The organism is Geoalkalibacter subterraneus (assembly GCF_000827125.1).
GTDB lineage: Bacteria > Desulfobacterota > Desulfuromonadia > Desulfuromonadales > Geoalkalibacteraceae > Geoalkalibacter_A > Geoalkalibacter_A subterraneus.
Genome location: NZ_CP010312.1, coordinates 36,386 through 58,130 on the forward strand (window position 1 = coordinate 36,386; position 21,745 = coordinate 58,130).

Consider the following 21,745-nt stretch of genomic DNA (forward strand, 5'->3'; position numbering starts at 1 on the left):
AGTTAAATCATTGAAAACGTTTGAGATACCTTACCGCCCCAATATTGAAAAGTGGGCCTTTGTGTCTTGGGCCCTATGTCTGGCCGTGATGTTTTTTGTCGTGCGCAAAACAGATATGCCGATGGTGCCCTTTGTGGTTATGGCCTCAGTCTGCTCTTTGATGACCTTGTGGCGCGGTGCTCAGTCTCTCAGGCAGCACTCCCGGCTGGCCAGACTTAAAAAAGGGGTGATGGAGTTTCTTACGTGGAACAAGTTTCTCAAAAAAATCTCACTCAAAGAGGGAACCTGGATGGGCAGCGGGTTTTCCTGGGGCCAGACAGAAATAGAGCGAGCTACAGAATTGCTTAAAAAAGACCCCCAGCGGGTCCTTGGCAAAAGAGCCTTGAAGTATGGAGCGCAATGGATTCATGGCCTGGGAGATGAAGATAAACCCCTTCTCTTTCCGCTGGGGCTTCAAAACGGCCATACCTTGATTGCCGGGACCACCGGTGCCGGAAAGACGCAGCTTTTCGGTCTTGCTGTCACCCAGGCGGTCATGCGCAACGAGCCGGTGATCATCTTTGACCCCAAAGGCGACCATGCCCTGCGCGAAAAAGCGCGTATGGCCTGTGTTCAGGCCGGGCAGCCGGAGAGGTTTATGGTCTTTCATCCGGCCTATCCTGAAAACTCGGTGCGTATCGACCCGCTTCGCAACTGGAACCGCCCCACCGAGATCGCAAGCCGCCTTGCGGCTTTGATGAGCGCCGAATCGTCCAACGATCCTTTCGTAGCCTTCGGTTGGATGGCCATGAACAACATCGTCAATGGACTTCTTGCTATTGATGAGCGCCCCAACCTCGTCAAGATCAGACGCTATGTCGAGGGCGAACCCGGGCCTCTGGTTGTCCGGGCCCTTAGAAGCTACTTCGACAAGAACGTGGAAGACTGGTCGGAGAAAATTCAACCGTACCTGAATCGATTTAAAGGTAAGGGCAACGAGGTCGACGCATATATCCAGTTCTACAACAACGTAATCAAACCTGTTTTGCCCTCAACGGAAATGGACGGATTGATCAATGCCTACACGCACAACCGAGAGCACATGCAGAAAATGCTGGCTTCGCTTATTCCGATCCTGAGCATGCTTACAGGCGGGACTCTCGGCGATCTGCTCTCTCCAGAGCCTTCGGCCGATGACGATAGAATCATCACGGATATGTCGAAAATTATTCATAACAACAAGGTCGTCTATGTCGGCCTTGACTCTCTCTCTGACGGGACCGTGGGCAGCGCCATAGGTTCAATTCTTTTGGCAGACCTGACGGCGGTAGCAGGAGACATCTACAACTATGGCGAGGGCAAAATCTCGATGGTCAACATCTTTGTAGATGAAGCGGCAGAGATCATCAACAAGCCCACCATACAGCTTCTCAATAAAGGTCGCGGAGCAGGATTCAGACTTTGGGTGGCCACTCAGACCTTGGCCGATTTTGAGGTCAGAACGGGGAGCGAGGCGGCTGCACGACAGGCTTTGGGCAACTTGAACAACCTGATAACACTTCGCGTCCTTGATGGCGAGACGCAAAAGTATATTGCGGAAAACCTGCCCAAAACGGTTGTCAGATCCATTGAACAACAATATCGAAGCGGGACAACGACAAACAGTCCTTCTGATTTTAGCGGAATGTATGGTGAGAGTTTGAAAGAGGAAGAGGCGGATTTAATTCCTCCTGCACTTCTAGGCCTGCTGCCGAATCTGCATTATTTCATGAAATTATCCGATGGGAAGATTGTCAAAGGCAAACTCCCGATTTTGCAGTTGGAAGAAGAGGGCCAAAACAAAAAAAGAAAGGGAAAATAAAAAGATGGCCCCCAAGGTAAAAGCAAAGATTGAAGATTCTGAAAAGCTTCTGGAACGAGCAATTCGAAAAAGCCAAACTGGACGATTTTTCAACTGGCTGGAACTTCTCTGGCCCAATGTCAGAAACATTCTACTGCGCCTGACCGAATCCTTATGCGCAAAGGTCGAGAACAAAGACAATCAGTTCAAAATTCTTGCGGCCTGCCTGCATATCTCAAAGAAAAGGGTGACCGATGCACGCCCTGAACTTCTTGGACATGTGGGTAAAGACCGCCTGATTCTTGTTCTTTTCCTCCAGGGCGTAGTTGAGGCATGCGCCGACAAGATCTACAGCGTCCAGAGTGTCGGCGGCAAAAGCACATCCGGAGCAAAACCAACGCGTCCGACGCCTGAATTGGCGAAAAAAACCCTGGATCGCCTTTTGTGCGAAAGAGATCGCGACATTCTGGGGCAAGACATCGAGGATGTTTTCAACTTCACGCCTGTTGCAGACAGGTATCGGTTAGACAAGGCGATTATTTGAACCGCTTTTAGAAGAAAAGGTTAAGCACAGATGCCGTCGAAAGAAAAACAAAATAACCAAAAACCAAGGCACCCGATTTTCGTTTTTCTGACTTTTTTTCTCGTCGTACTTGGACTTGTTTTTCTTTTTGTACCAAAGACGATGCTCGCCTCTGCTCTGGAAAAAGAACAACAGGTGGTGGCTTCCTCTCTGGGAGAAAAGACCGCAAAAAGGATAAAGGCGGATGCAGACGCATGGTATGTCGCCTCATTTATCGAAACCGGCATGCTGCATGCCACCTACGATTTTCTGATTGGGCAATGGGACCAGGAAGGCGATCTTCAATTTGACGACCGCGGGATAGGCAAATGGAGCGAGCAGCGCCTGGATACAACATGGCTTGTTCTTTATCTCGTCTACTACCGCGTGGCTGTTATTACTACCTGGCTTCCGTATCTTTTTCCGTTTTTGCTCGCAGTCGGTATCGACAGTGTGGCGCATCGGGAAATCAGTAAGTGGAGATTTTCGTTCTCAAGCCCCCTGGCGCACTCCTCGGGACTTAAGGGAATCTACGGCTCAATTTTCATCCTATTGACGTTGCCTTTTTTACCGATTGCGCCACCTCCCATGACAACGCCTTTTGTTTTTATGGTGATCGCAATCTTTATGTGGTTGTGTCTGGCCAATGTCCATAAACGAGTTTAACTGACAGGAGAAAAACTTTCAGACTGTTCACCAGTTTCGAGATCGGAACGGTGGGGGGATAATTCACCAGGAGATGAACGTAATCCCTCTCCCCGTCCGTCTCGACCAGCTCGGCGCCGAAGTCGGCGCAGACCTTGGCGAACACCTCCCGCATGGTTTCGTAGTGTGCCGGGGAAAAGATGTCCCGCCGGTAGCGCGTCACGAAGACCAAGTGCGCGTGAATCTGGAAAACACAACTCCGAATGTGCTTTTACCTCCTGAAGCAACCACTAGCCCCGCACAAACATCGTGCGGGGCTTTTTCGTCTAAATAAGGGCAAAAAAAGGGGTTTATTCAAAGGTTTTTCTGGAAATTTTTAAGGCAAGATATTTCTCGCGTTCCCCCCGAAAACCAAAAATATGCAGTGAAAAATCTCACAATTCCAAGAGGAAAGGCTGTATGCAACTAAAAACCACGTTCACATTTCTGACTGCGCTTTACTTGCTTTCGCTGTCTTGTGCAGCCTTTGCCGCGCCCACAGCGCAAGATCTGCCCGGCGTACCCTTGAAATCAATCATCGATACGTCTGGCCAGAACCAGAAAAGCCCCTCGATGACTCCGGATTTTTCCTCTTCCACGCCACGGGTCACAGAAATCAGGCCCTCCGCGGACGGACAAGAGGAGTCCATCCCTCTCTCACTTCCTGGGGTCTTAAAGGAAACGGTGGCCGAAGCAAAAGAAACGGCAGATCGTCAATCGACGCCCGCGCCTTCTGTGTCAAAGAAAACAAAAGCTGTCATCCCGCCGGGACAGGAATCGAACAAGTCAGAGCAGGAGCCGGAAAGCACCCGGGTCGCAATCGAGGTTTACCCCGGCGAGAACATGATCTTGCCTGTGGCAAACAACCATACCAACCGACTGATCACCCCCTTTGGTACGGCTAAGGTTCACACCGCTTCCAGTGCTGCGATCGAAGTGGATGCTGACGATGAGTCCATCGTCTATGTCACCCCCGACAGCAAGGACCTGATCACTATGTTCGTAACGGAGAAAGAGGGTGATCAGACCAAGGCGTTGTCGCTAACGCTTGTGCCTCGCGCCATTCCTCCCCGTGAAGTCAGAGTCCTTGTCGCAGGCGAAGAAGGCCAAACCATAGGCTTCTCACAAGCTGCCGCCCAGCAGTGGGAGGTCCAGGACGAATACACCCGTATGCTCGAGAAGCTGATGGTTGAGATCGCAAAGCAAAACACGCCCCAGGGCTACGGGCTAAGGCTTCCTTCGGCGAAAGATCCGGTTATTACCTGCGATATCCCGGGGGTAACGGTCGAGACAGGACAGATTCTTGACGGACACAACATGTTTGTCGTGGTCAGCAAGATTTCCAATATCTCCGACCAGACCATCGAGATCAACGAGCGGGCCTGCTATCAGCGCGGGATGCTTGCAGCGGCTCCCTGGCCTTATGTATGGCTCGAACCGGGTCAGGCGACAGAACTCTACACGATCTTCCGTCGCCCCTCGCCGGAGGAACAAAAGCCCCATCGGCCATCTTTGATTTCTCAGTCGGGAGGTGCTCGGTAATGAGTTCGAATAAAAGAAGCGCATTTAGCTCGTTGATGGAAAAAATCCCGGCCAAGCAAAGGCGCTGGCTTTCAATCGGGCTTATCGCCACAGCGTTTATCGGCATTTTGTGGATTTTTGTCTCTGGCGATACCGATACGCGCAGAGAGCGCGTTTCGCGTGATGACGTCGTAAAGGAGATCTTTACCGGCGCAAACGTCAGAGAGCAGGGCCTGCAAGGGCTAACCAGCGAAGTCAGTCGCCTGAGAAAAGAAATCGCCAAAATGCAGCAGCAAAACGAAAACCTCAATAAACGCATCGAAAAACAGCAGGAAGACCGCAAGAAAATTGTGGAGTTCGATGAAGAGCGTGTCAGCCGGGCTGCTGCCTCAGAAGCGGTGAAAAGGGTTGAAGAGATCTACAACAAAAAACTTAAGAACATGCAAAACCTCCTTGAAGTTCAACAGGGCAAGCAAGGTGATGTGTCAAGCCCTCGAAGCGCTTCATCGCAAGGACAGCAACCTCTGGGATCGACACAAGATCCTTCGCAGCTCTACGATGTGGATTGGGAAAATCAATCGGCTGCCCCCGCTCAAGGTACAGCTGGACAGGAGCAGCAGACATCCAAAAAGAAAAAGACTCAGTTTCGCGTTATCACCGCTCAGGAAGATCCAAAGCAAAAAAAAGAAAAGGAAGAAGAGCCGCAGGAATTTTTTATCCCTGCCGGTTCAATTCTTAGCGGAACGCTTCTGACCGGCCTTGACGCGCCTACCGCCCAGGTCGCTCGCAGCAATCCTTATCCGGTTGTGCTTCGCCTTAAAAAGGAGGCCATCTTGCCCAACCGCCATCGTGCCGATGTGCGCGAGTGCTTTCTGGTGGCCTCTGGTTACGGGGACTTGAGTTCGGAGCGTGCCTACCTTCGTTCGGAGCTGATCTCCTGTGTGCGCGAAGATGGCGGCGTGATCGAGGCACCCATCGATATGTTCGCCTCCGGCGAAGACGGAAAGGCCGGTGTGCGAGGGCGCCTGGTCAGCAAGCAGGGACAGTTCCTGGCGCGTGCGCTTATGGCTGGGTTTATGGATGGGTTCAGCGACGTGTTCTCGTCAACGCCTGTTCCCACGCTGGTCACCAATTCCGATTCAGATTCAAAAGTTTTCCAGCAGAACTTCTCACAACAGGCCCTGGAAAGTGCCGGGATCCGGGGCGTGGGTGACGCATTAGAGAAGCTGGCTGACTTCTATATGGACATGGCCGCAAACATCTTTCCCATCATTGAAATTGATGCCGGTCGCGAAATCGATTTCCTGATGACGCGCGGCACCAAGCTCAAGATGGTTTCCGGAGGCTGAAAAAGAGTCGAAAAAGTGTCAAAAAAGGACTTTATTCAACAGGTGGTCGACAAAAAACACGCATAGAATGCAAATCAAAAAGGAGAAGGTATGACAACAACGTATTTCCGTAAAAACTTTATCGCAGCAGCAATTCTGGCCTTTGCGGCCATCTCCGCGCCCGTTATGGCGGCAGAGCAGCTTCCCACCGCCATGAAGAACCTCCCGCCGGGGATGGTCGACCCGAACAAGGAGGCGGTTGATGCCATGCAGATGATTCCCTCGGAAGGGTTTCAGATGGTTGAGGCCAACGGCAAGACTTTTCTTCTCTCAATCGATGGCCGCTACATGGTGCGTGGCGAGCTTCACGATTTGTGGAGCGGGCAGACCATCTCTTCGGTCAAGCAGCTCACCGACACCATGGATCGGCTCGATTTCGAAAAAGTCGGACTCGATGTGCAGGAACTCTTCGGCCTTGACTACGGCTCGGGAGATAAGCAGGTCGTGGTTTTTGTCGCCCCTGGCTGCCCCCACTGCCACACCTTGATGCAAAAGATGCCGGAGCTTGCCTCCGAATACACCTTTCGCCTGATCCCACTGCCGTTTATGGGCCCGGAGTCGGTCAAGCACACAAAACAGGTGGCGTGTGCGGCAGATCGGTATCCCGAAGAGGCCACACAGGCCCTTATGAGTGAGAACTACGACCTTCTCCCTGTCAAAGAAGAGATGTGTGACCTCGATGGGGTCCGCAAAAGCCTGATCAGCTCAAAAATTCTTGGCATCAAAGGTGTGCCCTATGTGGTCTCGCACGACAAACGTGTAAGCCGGGGAGCACCCCGAGATCTTAAAGCTTTTTTGGAAGGAGGTGAATAAATGAGGCGGGGCCTCAAATTCGCAGCACTGGTCTTGTTGAGCCTGTTGGCCAGTGGCTGCTCGATGGGTCTGGGAAACGGCAACTACGGGTGCGAAGGCTTCCCCGAAGGCGTCAATTGCATGTCTGCCCGTGACGTTTACAACCTCACAGACTTCGATGGAGAGATTCAGGCACAGCTGCAGGCGCAGGAAAATAAAAAAAGCGACCAACAATCACAGATGCCAGTTCCTGCTCAAACTCTGCATCGTGACGAAATCGCCCAACGCATGCTTGATACGAACGGCTCTATCCCGATCAGGACTCCGGCCCAGGTCATCAGGATCACAGTCTTTTCCTGGGAGGATAAGTACGGGGCTCTGCATTCCGGAGACACGATTTATTCGGAAGTTGAACAAAGGCGCTGGATGGTGGGGGAGAAGGCTCCAAAAAGGGCTGCATCTCTTAAACCTCTTGACGTCCGGTCAAGACAACCTGAAGGCAAAAACAACAAACCGGCCGATTTTTCCCAATATCAGTCAATCGTGCCGCAAACCCAAAACAAAGGAGAAGAAAGACAGTGAACATGGAAGACAAAAAACGCAACTGGGCAAAACCCTTTGCCCTCTGCCTGATGCTACTGGCTGCGATTTCAGTGGTCCCTGATATCGCGATGGCCGGCGGCGTAGGCGGTCCTCTTGATGACGTTTACACCGAGCTGACCACCTGGACCCAAGGTTCGGTCGGCAAGCTGATTACCCTGGCATTTATAATCGTCGGGGTTGTCGCGGGGATTGTGCGCCAGTCGCTGATGGCTTTTGCGGTTGGTATCGGCGCAGGCCTTGGGGTCTACAATGCCGAAGGCATCGTGGAGACCATCTTTAGCGCAACCATTTAACCCCTCTTTGTATCGGCGCATCCTGCTGCCGGCCAACGCTTGTGCAAGCAGGGTGCGCCTTCTTTGAATTGTAGAATGAAAAGGGCTTTTTTATGAAAAGCTATAAACGAGACGTCGCCGCAGAACTTCTCCCTGCGCTTGCTTTCTCCGAAGAAGACAGGCTGTTTCTTCTCGAAAAAGACACCATAGGCTTTGGTTTTTTGTGCCAACCCATGTATGGGGCAGACGAAAAGGCCGGAGACCGTCTCAATGTTTTACTCAACCAGGACTGGCCAACAAACACGATTGTTCAGTTCAGCCTTTGGACCTCTCCCGACATCGAAGATACTCTGTATGCCTACACTACCATGGGCATTGCCGAAAAAGGCCTGTTGGGGCAGGTCCGTCCCGAGCGAGCGATATTTCTGCGCGAAAAAACTGAGGAGCCTTTCGCAGGAGCCGGAAATCTGCGTCTGCGCAACATCCAGCTTATTGTGACCGTGAAGGTTCCGACAAAAAGTCACATCCCGACTGACAAGGAACTTGAAAACGCGGCGATCTTGCGGCGCACCACCCGCCAGTCTCTGGAAACATCAGGCATCAGGGATATTGAGGAATTGGATCCGGGTAAATATATCCGGTTGATGTCCTCTATTCTTAATCAAAGCCCCAAAGCGTCCTGGCGCGGCAATGTTGACAGCGGATGGGACAAAAACACCCTGATCCGCGATCAGATCTTCGATTTCAATACCGAGGTCAAGGTAGACCGCAAGGGGGTGTTTTTCGGAGATACGCGGGTCAAGACGCTCTCTATTAAAAAATTTCCTGAATACTCGATTCTCGGAATGGCTCGTCGCTTTCTGACCGAACCCATGACCGGCTCTCGCGGGATTCGCGAAAGGGTCCTTCTGACAGCTTCACTGGTGTTCCCCGATTCAGAAGGAGTTCGGGGCCGGATGGAGAAAGAAAGACAGTGGGTGACCAATCAGGCCTATGGGCCGCTTCTGAAGTGGTCCCCACGCCTGGCGGACAAAAAATACTCCTTCGACGCTCTTTTCGATGCCCTTGATGACGGTGATCGCGTGGTCAAGCTCTACCTTGGGATGACTCTTTTTACCGACAAGGACAATGAGGATGCAGCTGTTTCCAACGCCAGAACTTACTGGCGTGAAAGCGGCTATCAACTCATGGAGGATAAATATCTCTGCCTGCCCCTGGCGCTAAACAATATGCCCTTTGGCGCAGAAAGAGATGTGATCAACGAGCTTTTTCGCTATCGCACCATGGCCACACGGCACGTTATCACCCAGCTTCCGATCTTTGCCGGCTGGAAAGGGACAGGATCTCAGGTCCTTAACTTTGTTGGTCGTGACGGGCAGTTGATGAATCTGTGTCTGTTTGACAGCTCCACCAATTACAACTGCGTCATTGCCGCCCGAAGCGGGTCGGGAAAATCCTTCCTGACCAACGAAATAATTCTGTCCTATCTCTCCATCGGTGGCCGCTCCTGGATTATCGATGTGGGACGAAGCTACCAAAAGCTCTGCACTCATCTCGATGGGCAGTTTATGGAATTCGGTGAAGACTCCCCCGTATGTCTCAACCCATTCGATGTGGTCCAAAACTATGAGGAAGAAGCTGACATGCTCGTGGGTATTCTCGCCTCGATGGCTGCGCCTACCGAGCAGTTGAGCGACTTTCAGTCTTCGGGACTAAGGCGCGTTCTCGGCGAGTGCTGGGCCAAAAAGGGCTCAAACCTAAACATCGACTTTTTAGCCGAAGAACTCAAAAAAGACAACGATCCCAGAGGTCGCATTCGTGACATCGGACACCAGCTTTTCCCCTTTACCTCCAAGGGAGAATACGGGCATTTCTTCAACGGCAAAAACAACGTCAAATTCAGCGACCGGCTGGCCGTTATCGAACTCGAAGAACTCAAAGGCAAAAAGCATCTGCAGCAGGTCGTTTTGCTGCAGACCATCTATCAGATTTCCAACGATGTTTTCTTAGGAGACCGTGACCGGCGCAAGGTGCTGGTCATCGATGAGGCCTGGGATCTTCTCAAGCGCGGCGATATCGCCGACTTTATCGAGGCCGCGGTGCGCCGCTTCAGAAAATACGGAGCCTCGTTGATTATCTGCACACAGTCCATGAACGACCTCTATAACAACCCCAACGGGGTTGCCATTGCGGAAAACAGCTCCTTTAAGTTCCTGCTCGGGCAGAACAAGGAGACGGTTGCCCAACTCAAAGAACAAAAGCGCATCGATGTGGGGGACTATGGCTTCGAACTGCTGCGCACTGTTCACACCCTTGCGGGACAGTATTCGGAGATTTTTCTGATTGCCGATCAATCCGTCGCTGTCGGCAGACTCTATGTCGAACCGTTCAAGCAGCTTCTTTATTCAACCGCCCCCCAGGATGTCCATGAGATCGAAACGCTGCTCAAACAGGGGTATCCGCTGGATGAGGCGATCAACGAGATTTTGCGCCGCAGAAATCGGCAGCAGGATGGATCCAGCGACAAGACCAAGGGGCCCTATACCAGCCTGCCAGTCGACTCTCTGGTTGATGATGACGATGATGAAAACGCCGCTTAAAAGGGAGGTGTAGGTTTTGTCAGGGTTTTTCGAAAAGATGGTTCTTGTTGTCCTCGCCGCCCTGATTGGGGCCGGCGCAGGCTGGTATCTCAACGAAAACAACAGCGCAAAAGCTGAAATGCCGATCGCGATAGTGGATAAGTACAAGATTATGGACATGACTCTTGAGCAGGTCAAAGGCACGGACAAAGAGCAGGAGTTTGTCAAAATCGCCCTTGATAAAACCAACCAGGTTGCCGCCGAACTCAAAGATCAAGGGTTTGTTGTCCTTGAAGCAGAAAGTGTTTTGAGCGCTCCAGATTTTTATTTTGTCCCCAGAAAAGAAGAAAGGAAAGATTGACGTGTTTAAAAAAAAAAGAAGCCAACTTCAGTTTTCGCTTTGCAGGCGATTGCCACAATCGTTCTAACCGTTACGGTTTTTCATCTTGCAACGTCGAGATTTTCGTTCGGGCTTGAGGCGCAAGAAGAGGCCTGCTTGCCCTACACACTGTTTGTCATCGACAAAAAAGACACATCCGTTGCATTGGGAGACTTTGTGGCCTTTTACGCCGATGAACGCACCCGTCCCTGGTTCGAACCGGGCACTTTGATGATAAAGGAGGTGAGGGCTACCGCAGGAGATCGCATTCGGATAGAAAAGGGGCAGATGTTTATCAACGATGCCGAAGTTGATTATGGAAGGATCGACCCGGAAGTGGTTTCAAAAATAGAAGAGAAAAAGAAGGTCACACCGAGTTTTGACAGGGAAATGGTTCTTGAAGAGATGCGTTTCTGGGTCATGGGCAATCAGCCTCGCACTTTTGACTCAAGGTACTGGGGGCCCATTTCTTCGGAACAGATTGTGGGGCAGGCATACCCCTTATTTTAAAAACACACAACACAAAAAGGAGAAACAATGGAAAAGCAGGTTCATCTCGAAAGTCTTCAGGCAAACATCCGTCGCTATGGCTGGCAGTCCCTGGCGGTTCGAATGACAGCGGCCATCTCGCTGAGCCTTCTTCTGGCCTTCAGCATGATTGCGCCGGTATCGGTTGCTGGAACAAGCCTCAAACTTGGGCTGGGTGTAATTTTGTGCATGCTTCTTTGGATTACCGATGGCCATTTCTGCGATATGCAGGAGCGTTATGCCGGTCTTTACTCCAGCGCGATTAAAGAGGATGGAGTGGGGGAGATGAGAATTGACGTCCCTCACAATCTCAATGCCAAAGCGCTCTGGCGGCCCATCGTCGCGGCCTATTATCTGCCGATTATGGGAATTTTGGCCTTCATCAGCATGGGTGCCAAATAATCGCAATATTTAGGCCGCACCCACCTGATTCTCGATGGGTGCGGCCTAAATATCAATCCTTCAACTCGTTTCAAACGAAAAGACCACAGGCGGGTTTCTATGGAATTCGGAGTTTACTTTCAAAAAATTATGATCACAGGTCGGGGGCAAACGTCCGTTTTTGCCCGAGAGGCATTGATTCGTGGTCCAGTCGGGTCACCTGTTGAATCCCCAATCAATCTTTTTGCCTTTGCCCGGCTCAAGGGGCGGCTTGCCAGCATCGATGTTCAGATCATGAAGACCGCCTGCCGCGTCTTTGCCGCCAACGACCCGGGCGGCAAGCTTTTTCTCAATATGTTTCCTGAAAGCATTCTCTCCGAGGAGTTTGACACCCAGGAATTTCTGACAATTCTCAACGACATCAATCTTGAGCCAAAACGAATCGTAATCGAGGTTCTTGAATCTGAGCGAATTGTCGATTGTCAGGCAATCAAAACAAAGCTGTTTCCGTTGGAGAACAAAGGGGTGGAATTGGCCCTTGACGACTTCGGTACCGGCTTTGCCGATCTGCAGAAATGGATTGAGCTTTGCCCCACCTATATCAAATGTGATCGCAACCTGCTGGTTGGCGCCAAGCATGACGCCCGAAGAGGCCATCTGCTCAAGGCCATAGAAACCATGTGCAAAGGGACCAATACCCTGATGATTGCAGAGGGCATAGAGACAGAAGAGGAAGAGGCATGGCTTAAAGCGCATACCTCGATTTTTCTGGTGCAGGGGTTTCGCTACCATATTCCCCAACCAATTGACCCCAATGAACACATCCTTGTCATTGAAGATAAACCATGCGCGCATGCTTGATTAAAATAATCCCTCTCGTCCTGCTTCTTCTGAGCGCTGCGTTCGCTGCAGGGGCTCAAGACCCCCTGTCCGAGCAAGACATGCAATGGATTGAAAAATCGCTTAGCATCATGAGCGATGCGCAAAAACAGCAACAAATCCTGGGCGATTTGGATCTGAAATCTCCCACTGTGTCCGAAAAGGACAAGCAGATCGCCCGCAAGATGTGGGAAAAATCAAAAAAAATCGCGGAAGAATCTTTGGGGGAAGATGTTCTCTCCCAAAGTCTTGACGTTGAGATCGGTAAAAAAGTCATTGTCTTTTTTACCCTGGGGAAAAAAGTCCGGAACAAGGAAAAAATCAAAGAGCTGGTTCGCTCTTTATCCGAATCTGAACACAACGTCATCTTTGCTCTAAGCGGTTTGCCAGACGGCACAAGACGCATCAACGATGCGATTAGAATCATGGCGGAACTGACTCAGGAGATTGAATCGGCTCCGGCCGTCTACCTTGACCCGATGCGATACAAAAAGTACCGCGTCGAAAATGCGCCAACCCTAATGCTTGAAGAACATGATCAGGCCGTGGCCTGGGTCGAAGGTGTGACAGACCCGCAATGGATAATGAAGAAAATAGAGCAGGGCGAGACTGGTTTTTTAGGCACCCATGGACCGATAGAGCCTGTTGCCGAGAAAAACTTGATGGATGAGATCGCCTCACGGCTAAAGCAGATCGACTGGGATCAAAAGAAAAAAGAGGTTCGGCAACGATACTGGAAGCGCTATCAGTTTACCGACCTGCCAACCGCTCAAAAACCAAGAGCTTATGCGTTCAAACCTTTGTATGAGGCGCAGCAGGATATCACCGACGACAAAGGCAACATTATTGTCAAAAAGGGCACACGCATCAACCCCATGGAAGTCATGCCTCCGACGTTCGCCTTGATTGTTTTCAACGGCAGCGAGCCCAAACAAGTTGAGGCGGCAATCAAAATGGGGCATCTCTACGGGCAAAAATACAGAACCAAGTTTATCACCACCACAATCCCGAGGGACAACGGCTGGAAGGCCTACCAAAGTCTGGAAGAAAAAATAGGGCATCCGGTCTACCTTCTTCAGGATCACCTGGCGCAGACTTTCCATCTGCAAAACGTCCCGGCCGCAGTCAGTGCCGAAGGACAGCAGTTTGTTGTTCGTGAATATCCGCCCGAAACCGATTTATTGCCTTGACATCCTCCCGGCCGTGAACAGACCGGGATTTCAAGGATCAACGGCTGCGGCCTACCTCTTGCGAGGCGGGTCTTACGCAGCCTCCCCTTCCAGGCGATGCCCCCGCCTGGTGAGCGAAAAGGCGAAGGCCTTCGCGCTCGATATTGATGGCGGCGTTCGCGTCTCGATCGTGATGCGATGCGCAACGTGAACAGGTCCACTCCCGGTCCCGAAGGGATAGCACCCGGAGATCGGGCGGCACTACTGGAAAGGCGGACTCTGGTTGCCGTCTTACTTCGCCGCCTCTTGCGGCGGCGCGCCGATCTCCATCATCAGGCAGTACATCGAAAAACAACGGCAATGACCGCAAGCGGTCAGCACCTTATATCCCGGCCGTGAACTGACCGGGTTTTACGGCGCGCCAGATAAGACGGAGCAAGTGATGGTTTTAGAAAAATCTTTCAATAACTGCTGGCAATGCCCCTTCTGGTCGAGCAACGACGGGAAGATCCATGCTTTTGTCCCAGGCGAATCGAACTGCGAAATTCTCGATATGGTCAAGGTGTTGGTCTTAGCTGAGGCTCCGGCAAAGAACGAGTGGAGCGCGTCAAGGCCTCTTGCTCCCCAGGGAACGGCCGGCAAAAGGTTCAGGACCCAGATGGAGAGATCAGGCCTGGCCAAGATCCCACACTATATCGCCAATGTGGTGATGTGTACCAATCTTGAAAATACTTCAAAAAATCGGATCAAAAACCATAATCCGCCGGAAAACGTGCGCCTGCGCTGTCTTTCTCACTGGCAAAGGCTGGTCCAGGCCTGTCGTCCAGAAGTTGTTTTTCTCCTTGGAGCAACCGCGCTTAAATCGGTGTGCCCTCAAATGGACCTGGGGAAAAACTCCTTTGCTCAAATCCGCCGGGAATCTAACGGATCCAGACTTAACTTCCTGCCGGGCTGCCCGCAGGTTGTAGTCACCCATCATCCAAGCCGGCTGACCTATCAGGCTGCGGGCAACAGTGTTTGGCAGCAATTCACTGAAGATTTTGAAACGGTCGTTCGCCTTGCAGAAAAGGCGTCCGAATAGGACAAGGACCGCCTGATGTCTCATGAAATCCATAAAACGCTTCTTGCCACAATCGTCTCTCTATTATTAGGACTGGCCGCCCCTTTCATCACTTTTGCTGAAAATGGAGGGGCAACCGAAGAGAGTAGATCGATCAATCCGGTCTGCCCGGACAACAAACTCTTAAGTGGCAAACTGATCACGGATGTCTCCTGGTCGACCTTGTTTCCTATCCGCATTGCGGGCGTGCCGGTCGGGGGAGGAGATGTGCCAGACGGTGCGGCGCCGGCAAGACCCATGTGTTACTGCCTTGATAACAATGGGGTTCCAGAGCTTGGTTCTCAGCTTGGCATGTTTGAGCCAGCCCGGGTGATCGATGTGACCCGCGTGCCGTGGTGTGCCCCATCCCTTGGCGGAGTCATGCTGAGAAGCTCTCCTCGCGCCATTGGCGGATCAGGCGATGCGGAAAAAGATTCCACGGGAAAATCCACTTTCCACTATACCTACTTTGCTTTTCCTCTGCTGGTCATCATGGATCTTTTTGTAGACGAATACTGCAACAAAGACGGATTCATGGATATGGACCTGATGTATATCTCCGCAACAGATCCAACGTGGCTGGACGATGAATTGGCGTTCCACCTCGCCCCGGAAACAGCCTGGGCCGCGCTGCCTGTTGCCCAAGCCATGCAGCCTGTTGACTGCGTAGCCTCAACCACAGGAAACCCCATAAAGAAATTTTTCTGGACTGCAGGCTGTTGGGGCTCTCTGTATCCATTCACCGGCAATGTTCTGACCAATGCGTCCGCTCCTCGCGAATCAAGCCTTGTTGCAACACGTTCTCTTGCAGCTCTGCATCGACGCGGGCTGGCTCGGCTGACCATGGGCGATGACGCCATGTGTAAAGGCAAGATTTTCCCCACCATCCCCAAAACCCAATACAAAATGTCCCAATTTTTCCCTCTGGCCGAAGTTAAGGGCGACTACAGCATGTCCGGCCGAAGCGATGAGAGCAATGAGGATTCCAGCAACCCGGCTCCCAATAATGGTGCCTCCAACATTACCCTTAAAGGATCTCACTTTATTGGCGAAAGCACGTTTACCTGGGGGGAGTGGCGCTCTATCCCCGCAGTTGGAGAAGACTACTCGTATTTTCTGTGGCGCTGGAATGACTGCTGTCTGAGGTGATGATTTTATGCCACGCAATGCTTTAAAAACCGTATCTGTCCTGGTCCTGATGTTTTTTAACTGGGCCATTGCCTATCCCGCATGGGCTGATGCTTTCTCCGATGCCGCCAACAAGGGACAGAGTTCCGCTGAGAGTTTCATGCCGGACTTTAATCGCATGGGAACCGCGGATAGCTCGGGCAACATAACCCTGTACCCGCAAGATTCCTCTTCAACCATGAACATAAATGTCGGAGAGATCTTTCAGGAACTGGATCAAAACCCCAACGAAGAATCCCATGACTCTCTTTATGGAGACAATAACGGGATATTCGGAGCAACGGAGACGACCCTCGAATTCTTAAGAGATTCCCCCAGCAATACCGGCGAGGCTTACCGTGTCGTCAAGTCAGGACAATCTCGTTCCCATCCGGATATGAGAAATGACCCGATCTGGGGGCAAACAGATTCAGTCCTTGCGGATGTCTTCAGTGGCGAATTTGCCGACTGCCAGCAGATAACCTCAATCAACCGGACAAGCTGGGGAGCGCACATGCCCGACCTGCAGACTTGTGACAGGCTGAGAAAACCTGATCGGTGTGAAAAAATAAGAAAAGTCGACGTGACTCAAACCACTGTGCCAGAAAGAAAAGTCTTTAGCTATCAAGGGTGTTTCGACCATAACATAAAATCATTCAAAATATACGAAGATAATCTCGATAGTAGCTATTATTACAAGGACCTTTTCCCAAGTGAAGTTGAAGAGTTGTATCCCGGATTTTTTGAGGGTGGGTCCAATAGAGGCAATTCAGAAGATGAAAAAATGGCGGGCAGTTACTATTTTTATCCATTAAATCCCGACCATCTCCCTTCCTCGGGGATGGAGGCGTTCGTTCGTCTAAAAAGTTCTTTTCAATACTCAGTATCTGAAGCATCAGCAGTCGTTAAAAGCCAACCGAGCAACGATAATGGCTGGACCGTAACTTTAGACCTGAATGATCCAGGGAGGGGAAATGGGACCCCCCCCTGTGCCAAAGGAATAACTGATTACAAGAGAGGGTGGGTGGATCTTGATCTATATGTGTCCGCTATAGGATACGAGGTTTCAGAGTATGGAGATGAAAGCCTAATAGATAGCACAGAAAACGAGGAAGAAGTTATCAGGGAAGATTCCTGTGATTACCCCGAAGGGTTTTGTGATGTTACATGGGTGTGTGATGAAATAGATAATGGAAAAATAATTAATGGTTTAGAGATAACGCCTGAATTTGCGAGAGAGAATTTGTCTCCTCTGTACCCTGGCGACCCAATGACTGATGTTTGCTGGAAAGCTTCAGCCGAATATCAGTGTGATTATAATGTTGGACACATGGATTGTTGGACTGACCCACAGGGCGATGTTCATTGTCCTTACAACGAAGGAGACGTTCTTGATTCTTGCGAAGAATTTGAAAAAAATCCTTCATGTGCTTTCATCCGAACAGAGTGCGTAGAAGGGTCACTTTCTCCAACAGGCTTTTGCTATGTCACAACCGATGTCTACGATTGCGGCTACGGCGTCGGTATCCCTTCGGCGTCCCGGGAAGACTCCTACAATTGCCCGGGAGAAATTCGCTGCATGGGAAATGACTGCGTTGAGCAGCAGTCCATGACCAGCAGTGACTTTCAAAAAGCCGTGGCACTTTTGAACGCGGCCGATTATATGGGCAACGACATGCAATGCAATGAAAATATGACAGGCTGCACGGTTTTTGGCGGTGAGCCCTATACCTGCAAAATGGCCTTGGGGGGATGGCAGGATTGTTGTGAAACCCCGGGGACGGTTTCGCTTGGCGACTATATTTCGTTGATTTCCGGGATGAACAAACTTGCCAGCGCTGAAAAAATAATGGGGATGCAAAATCCGGTTTATGGAAGTTGGACAAGTTTGAAAGATGGGGGAACAAATGTCGCCGAAACCATGGCTAAACCATTCACAACAGCTTGGGAGTCTGTCGCTGGGCGAATTGGACTAGACGCGGGCAAGGAAGCCGGTGAGCAAGGGTTGGTAACAGCGGCTCAATCCGCCATCGGGGAGACGGTACAGCAAATCACCAACCAAATGGCTCAATGGGTGTATGAAAAATTTGGAGCCGCCGCCGTTAATACTTTTTTCAGCGGAGTTGGAGGAGCGGGAGGCAGTGAAATTGCTTCTGAGGCTTTAGCTAACAATGGAAATGTGGCGTTCGGAGGATACTTTGGCGCGGCCTTGACAGTTGTTGGTTATGCTTATTTGATCTACCAGATCTCCAATATTTTGGTTCAAATTATATGGGAATGCGAGGAACAAGAGTTCGAATTAGGAGTTAAACGCGAACAAAAAAACTGCTCATACAAAGGGTCCTATTGTGCAAGCAAGGTCTTAGGCTCTTGCGTTGAAAAAAGAAAATCATACTGCTGTTTTGAATCTCCGCTCTCCAGAATCATTCATGAACAAGTTCTAAAACAGGTGGAAGTCAATATCCACCCAGGATCGGCAAAAAACCCCAATTGCGAGGGGATTCCTCTGCAAAAAATGGAATTGGTCGATTGGGACAGAATCGATCTAAGTGAGTGGATTGCAATTTTGGCGATAACCGACAACCTTCCTGATGTTGATGATCAAAGACTTAATATCGATGACCTGACAGGATCTGGATCTGAACTTAACTTTGATAGCAACGACCCAAATATCCCGTCTCGAACCAATACGGCAGAAAGAACGATAGAAAGACTCGATTCTGACGATTGGAAGAACGCGGCAGAAGACTCCAGGCAGGAGTTGTGGGGGCAAAATTGAAAAAAGGCCTGCTGGTTCTCAAAAATCACGCTGAAACAGCAGGCCTTCCTCCTAAGATCAATCGGGTTTTACGAAAAAGTAACTTTCGCCTTGGTTGAAAACAACCGGGTAATTGAGCATCTCGAAATCATTTTCTGTCCTGACTGAAACATAGCCATGTTTACCAGGAGCCAAATATAGAAAAACCCACTCCGGAAGATATTTGCTGGCTTCAAGGTAAACCTGATAGTCTGGAGAGATCGTGGGAAAATCACGCTTATTAGAATAAAAATAAAGAAGTGGAGCATTTTTATCCTCAAATGTGAAAATCCATGCCGGACTTCCTCCTAGAAAATCAGGTGAAAAGCCTTTTTTGCCTGGTTTTTTTCGAGTCGAAATACTGTACTGACATCCTATCTTGGGTCCGTCACACCCCTTGCCCGTAATCTCGACAAAATATTCTTCGATTTCACCAACTTCAAACCAGGACGGTAACTCGACTGCATTTTCACCGGTCAATGCCCGGGCAAACGCCTTGGCGACAATCCTTCGAAGTTTGTCGTTTGCCTCCTTGCCATTTTCGGCCATATCTTCCGGCATCCAGGCAAAAACAAAGGATGTCGCTTCAGGTGCATCGTCATGGACACTCCAGTAAGACAAAGCCGGCAAAAAACCTCCTCCGAGCAAGGTAATCATGGCGGGAATTGCGGGACCTCCTCGCTTGACTCCTTCCACCTTCTGCTTCTCAAAATCCTCAGCCTTTACATCCTTGATATACCTTGCGCCCGCCGCCCGAAGAACATTGAGCGCATGGGAGCTTTCAGGATCACTGACATAGGGTTTGGGCGCGGCACATCCGGTGGCCACCATCAGACACAGCGCCATGGCAATAAAAAGAGCCCCTTTTTTCATTTTTTTTCTTCTCCTTAATTTCTATTCTGTGTGCGCAATCGACAAGACGTTCCACGGCATCTTCCCCTAAATTTTGCACAATCCCTTTTGAGAAAGAGTGTCGTTTCGGCAAAACCTTCTCCGAAAGAAGATCTGCAGCATGAAGCATGTTGACATACTCCCACGACTAAAGTTCCTGGGCTCTCCCGCTTCCGGCCTCGGTAGAGCGCAGACACTCTTTCTCACCGATAACCCCCTCCTTGCTGGTATCCGCCCTGGGGCTGCTGCCGACCGCCATGGGGGTTGGCGTTGCGAGGCTGAGACTGCGGCTGGCGCTGCTTTCGTCCAACAACAACGGCCTTGACCAGAGAGACCACATCCATGCCGGAGAGCCAGGGCGCATTCTTTCGAAGCTGGCGCACAAAGAGCTGAGCGACATAGAAGGCGTCCTCCGCAGTCACCGGCACAGCTTTGACCGGAGAATCCTTGGCGAAAATCTTGATAAAGAGCTTATCCCCCTGATCCTCAATGGAGAATCCCTTATCCTTGGCAACGCCATGATTTCTGTATTCACAGCTTGGCAGAAGTCCAAGCAAAACAGCGGTCACCACGGGCAGCTCATCACGAGTCAACTGGATGCGCACCTTGTTGGCCCAATCATATTGCCGCGGCGCAGTCGAAGCCGCTCCATCAAGAGCGATAGTAAAAATAGCGTTTTTGCCATCTTTGCCGCCACGGGTTGTGTCCGTTTCAAAGCAAAGAGCCGCCTTGCCGCCATAAACATGATGAGAGAGATTTTCATCCTGCAAAACATTGCCGCCACCCTGACCTTGCCCCTGACCAGAGGATGGGGCTGATGCTGACCGGGCGGCAGAAGGACCATTCGATGCCGGCTGCTGGCGTGCGGACTCAGGAGGCTGGCGATAATTACCCTGCTGCAGGGGAGGCTGCTGGTAGCTTCCCTGCTGCGGAGATGGCGGCTCTTGGGCGTAACCTTGAGGAGGCGCAGGCATGGGAGGAGGCTCGTTGGAGGGCATTGCGCCACGAGGAGGCTGCGCGGGCGTGCTTGGAACATTGAGGGAATCCACCCCGATCAAACGAGCCAGAAAAGCGCGGGCCCCCTGGTCATTCTGCGCAAGATTGAGTGCCCGTGCCAGACGTTCGGGAGGATTGCTGGCAACGATCTGGTCATATTTTTGTCGATCGATTGTAGGAAAGTACAACCGGGCCAACTCGTCATTGAACTCTTTGAGATTGGTTGGGTTTGCGAAGTAAGGCTGTGGCTGATTCATATATCTCCCTTTAAAGTCCGAGTAATGATCTCTATATTTAAGGGGATTATCTCACGTTGTAAATTAAAAGTCAATATAAAAAATTAAATTGTAGAGAAAAAAATGCCCCGCCTAAAAAGCGGGGCGATACAGAGGAGTCCTGCTGGGGAATTAGTCGTTTAAAGCTTCGCGAATGTTTTTCAAGGGCTTGAACCCCACGTATTTCGCTGCCGGAATATCGATACTTTCTCCGGTTGCGGGATTGCGCCCTTTTCGTGCCTTGCGCTCTTTGACCACAAAGGTCCCGATGCCTGGCAGGAGAGCCTTTTCGTCGTTCTGCAGTTTTTCAAGGACAATCATCTCGATCGCCTTGATTGTTTTGCCGGCGTCAGCCTTGGTGACTCCGGCCTTCTCGGAAATACCTTTAATCAGATCTTCCTTTGTCACAATTTTACTCCTTTTTCGTGCATAGTGCAGTCATTGGCAAATTGGTTTTATTCCCAGCATGGCACCGGCCAGAGACCAGGGTTTCATAGCCCATCTCTCGCATCACTGCCTTGGCAGATTCGGCCCCATGACACACAAAGACAGCCCAGTTTTTCTCCCTCAGAGACTTAATCCACCTTTCCTGATCAGGTGAAACTCGCCCGCTGTCAAAACGTTTAAGCTCGATAACCACCCCTGGCCGCCAAGGCTCTTTAGGGGGAGGGTCCACAATGAAATTGTCAGGAACACCAGCCTTGACACCCTGGGCTTTGAGCTTGCCTCCTTCGGCGGCATTGCGGGCCCCGCCGTTCGGGACATGAAACCATTCGACGCCCAAAGAATCGAGATAGTCCGCAAGATTTCTCTGTTCGCCCTCCTCGCTTAAACCTCCATCCTTGCAAATAAGACCCGAGGAACGCGGACGCTTGCTTTTCTGCTTACTCAAGATCTCGCGGTATTGCTTGAAACTCATCCTCTCCAACAACAAAACTCCTGTTTTTATTGTCGAAGTTAGCAT

21 protein-coding genes and 3 pseudogenes are annotated in these 21,745 nt (G+C 50.9%); 18 read left to right on the forward strand and 6 right to left on the reverse strand.

Going from position 1 to position 21,745, the window contains the following annotated elements; translation table 11 throughout:
* The first annotated feature begins 10 nt into the window (after nucleotides 1-10).
* From traD to GSUB_RS16585, 3 genes are read left to right on the forward strand one after another with little or no spacing between them, the layout of a single operon-like run.
* Nucleotides 11-1,840 carry a conjugative transfer system coupling protein TraD gene (gene traD, locus GSUB_RS16575; protein ID WP_052465103.1) on the forward strand — a complete coding sequence of 610 codons (1,830 nt, stop codon included), beginning with the start codon at nucleotides 11-13 and terminating at the stop codon, nucleotides 1,838-1,840.
* Complete coding sequence (locus tag GSUB_RS16580; protein ID WP_158414121.1) at nucleotides 1,761-2,363, forward strand: hypothetical protein; 603 nt, start codon at nucleotides 1,761-1,763, stop codon at nucleotides 2,361-2,363. Before traD ends, GSUB_RS16580 begins: the two co-directional genes overlap by 80 nt.
* 30 nt (nucleotides 2,364-2,393) lie before the next feature.
* Nucleotides 2,394-3,047 carry an IncC plasmid conjugative DNA transfer DtrJ family protein gene (locus tag GSUB_RS16585; RefSeq protein WP_040202753.1) on the forward strand — a complete coding sequence of 218 codons (654 nt, stop codon included), beginning with the start codon at nucleotides 2,394-2,396 and terminating at the stop codon, nucleotides 3,045-3,047.
* 16 nt (nucleotides 3,048-3,063) lie between these two features.
* On the opposite strand, the pseudogene tnpA reads toward GSUB_RS16585, so the two are convergent.
* A pseudogene (gene tnpA / locus GSUB_RS18840) lies at nucleotides 3,064-3,291 on the reverse strand (IS200/IS605 family transposase); the annotation flags it as partial.
* 194 nt (nucleotides 3,292-3,485) lie between these two features.
* On the opposite strand from tnpA, the gene GSUB_RS16590 reads away from it, so the two are divergent.
* The 11 genes and pseudogenes from GSUB_RS16590 to GSUB_RS16640 all read left to right on the forward strand — a co-directional run bounded on the left by GSUB_RS16590 (nucleotide 3,486) and on the right by GSUB_RS16640 (nucleotide 13,577).
* Nucleotides 3,486-4,607, forward strand: coding sequence for a TraK domain-containing protein (locus GSUB_RS16590; protein ID WP_040202754.1), 1,122 nt, complete (start codon nucleotides 3,486-3,488; stop codon nucleotides 4,605-4,607).
* Nucleotides 4,493-5,935 (forward strand): TraB/TrbI/VirB10 family type IV secretion system protein, encoded by a 1,443-nt coding sequence (locus GSUB_RS16595; protein WP_084212232.1) that lies wholly within the window; start codon nucleotides 4,493-4,495, stop codon nucleotides 5,933-5,935. Before GSUB_RS16590 ends, GSUB_RS16595 begins: the two co-directional genes overlap by 115 nt.
* A gap of 90 nt (nucleotides 5,936-6,025) precedes the next feature.
* Nucleotides 6,026-6,787, forward strand: coding sequence for a DsbC family protein (locus GSUB_RS16600; protein WP_040202756.1), 762 nt, complete (start codon nucleotides 6,026-6,028; stop codon nucleotides 6,785-6,787).
* A gap of 63 nt (nucleotides 6,788-6,850) precedes the next feature.
* Nucleotides 6,851-7,348, forward strand: a complete 498-nt coding sequence (locus GSUB_RS16605) for a TraV family lipoprotein (RefSeq protein WP_268747577.1) — start codon at nucleotides 6,851-6,853, stop codon at nucleotides 7,346-7,348.
* A 2-nt stretch (nucleotides 7,349-7,350) separates the two neighbouring features.
* Nucleotides 7,351-7,662, forward strand: a complete 312-nt coding sequence (gene traA, locus GSUB_RS16610) for a TraA family conjugative transfer protein (RefSeq protein WP_040202989.1) — start codon at nucleotides 7,351-7,353, stop codon at nucleotides 7,660-7,662.
* Nucleotides 7,663-7,754: 92 nt separating this feature from the next.
* Nucleotides 7,755-10,148 (forward strand): annotated as a pseudogene (gene traC, locus GSUB_RS16615) (type IV secretion system protein TraC); the annotation flags it as partial.
* A gap of 130 nt (nucleotides 10,149-10,278) precedes the next feature.
* On the forward strand, nucleotides 10,279-10,581 hold the full coding sequence (locus GSUB_RS19220) for a hypothetical protein (protein ID WP_158414123.1): 303 nt from the start codon (nucleotides 10,279-10,281) through the stop codon (nucleotides 10,579-10,581).
* A gap of 39 nt (nucleotides 10,582-10,620) precedes the next feature.
* On the forward strand, nucleotides 10,621-11,109 hold the full coding sequence (gene lepB, locus GSUB_RS16625; protein WP_084212234.1) for a signal peptidase I: 489 nt from the start codon (nucleotides 10,621-10,623) through the stop codon (nucleotides 11,107-11,109).
* Nucleotides 11,110-11,136: 27 nt separating this feature from the next.
* Nucleotides 11,137-11,529, forward strand: coding sequence for a hypothetical protein (locus GSUB_RS16630; RefSeq protein ID WP_040202760.1), 393 nt, complete (start codon nucleotides 11,137-11,139; stop codon nucleotides 11,527-11,529).
* Between the two features lie 99 nt (nucleotides 11,530-11,628).
* Nucleotides 11,629-12,369 carry an EAL domain-containing protein gene (locus GSUB_RS16635; RefSeq protein WP_040202761.1) on the forward strand — a complete coding sequence of 247 codons (741 nt, stop codon included), beginning with the start codon at nucleotides 11,629-11,631 and terminating at the stop codon, nucleotides 12,367-12,369.
* Between the two features lie 80 nt (nucleotides 12,370-12,449).
* Nucleotides 12,450-13,577 (forward strand): TrbC family F-type conjugative pilus assembly protein, encoded by a 1,128-nt coding sequence (locus GSUB_RS16640; protein WP_158414124.1) that lies wholly within the window; start codon nucleotides 12,450-12,452, stop codon nucleotides 13,575-13,577.
* Between the two features lie 37 nt (nucleotides 13,578-13,614).
* Here the strand turns inward: GSUB_RS16640 and GSUB_RS19815 are convergent, their stop codons facing one another.
* On the reverse strand, nucleotides 13,615-13,818 hold the full coding sequence (locus GSUB_RS19815) for a zinc ribbon domain-containing protein (protein ID WP_435051175.1): 204 nt from the start codon (nucleotides 13,816-13,818) through the stop codon (nucleotides 13,615-13,617).
* Between GSUB_RS19815 and GSUB_RS18850 the strand changes: the two are divergent.
* The 4 genes and pseudogenes from GSUB_RS18850 to traN form a co-directional block, all read left to right on the forward strand.
* A pseudogene (locus GSUB_RS18850) lies at nucleotides 13,801-13,920 on the forward strand (transposase); the annotation flags it as partial. The gene GSUB_RS19815 and the pseudogene GSUB_RS18850 sit on opposite strands and share 18 nt — an antisense overlap.
* A 78-nt stretch (nucleotides 13,921-13,998) precedes the next feature.
* Complete coding sequence (locus GSUB_RS16645) at nucleotides 13,999-14,637, forward strand: uracil-DNA glycosylase family protein (RefSeq protein WP_040202763.1); 639 nt, start codon at nucleotides 13,999-14,001, stop codon at nucleotides 14,635-14,637.
* 15 nt (nucleotides 14,638-14,652) lie between these two features.
* Nucleotides 14,653-15,804 (forward strand): TraU family protein, encoded by a 1,152-nt coding sequence (locus GSUB_RS16650; RefSeq protein WP_040202764.1) that lies wholly within the window; start codon nucleotides 14,653-14,655, stop codon nucleotides 15,802-15,804.
* Between the two features lie 7 nt (nucleotides 15,805-15,811).
* The gene (gene traN, locus GSUB_RS16655) at nucleotides 15,812-18,601 is read left to right on the forward strand and encodes a conjugal transfer protein TraN (RefSeq protein ID WP_040202765.1); all 2,790 of its coding nucleotides are present in this window, start codon (nucleotides 15,812-15,814) and stop codon (nucleotides 18,599-18,601) included.
* Between the two features lie 57 nt (nucleotides 18,602-18,658).
* On the opposite strand, the gene GSUB_RS16660 is transcribed toward traN, so the two are convergent.
* The 4 genes from GSUB_RS16660 to GSUB_RS18335 form a co-directional block, all read right to left on the reverse strand.
* On the reverse strand, nucleotides 18,659-19,492 hold the full coding sequence (locus GSUB_RS16660) for a hypothetical protein (protein WP_040202766.1): 834 nt from the start codon (nucleotides 19,490-19,492) through the stop codon (nucleotides 18,659-18,661).
* 221 nt (nucleotides 19,493-19,713) lie between these two features.
* On the reverse strand, nucleotides 19,714-20,763 hold the full coding sequence (locus GSUB_RS19225; RefSeq protein ID WP_144402094.1) for a hypothetical protein: 1,050 nt from the start codon (nucleotides 20,761-20,763) through the stop codon (nucleotides 19,714-19,716).
* 150 nt (nucleotides 20,764-20,913) lie between these two features.
* Entirely contained in the window at nucleotides 20,914-21,189 is a 276-nt protein-coding gene (locus GSUB_RS16675; RefSeq protein WP_040202768.1) for an HU family DNA-binding protein, read from the reverse strand.
* A 4-nt stretch (nucleotides 21,190-21,193) separates the two neighbouring features.
* Nucleotides 21,194-21,700, reverse strand: coding sequence for a VRR-NUC domain-containing protein (locus GSUB_RS18335; RefSeq protein WP_158414125.1), 507 nt, complete (start codon nucleotides 21,698-21,700; stop codon nucleotides 21,194-21,196).
* Nucleotides 21,701-21,745: the final 45 nt, after the last annotated feature.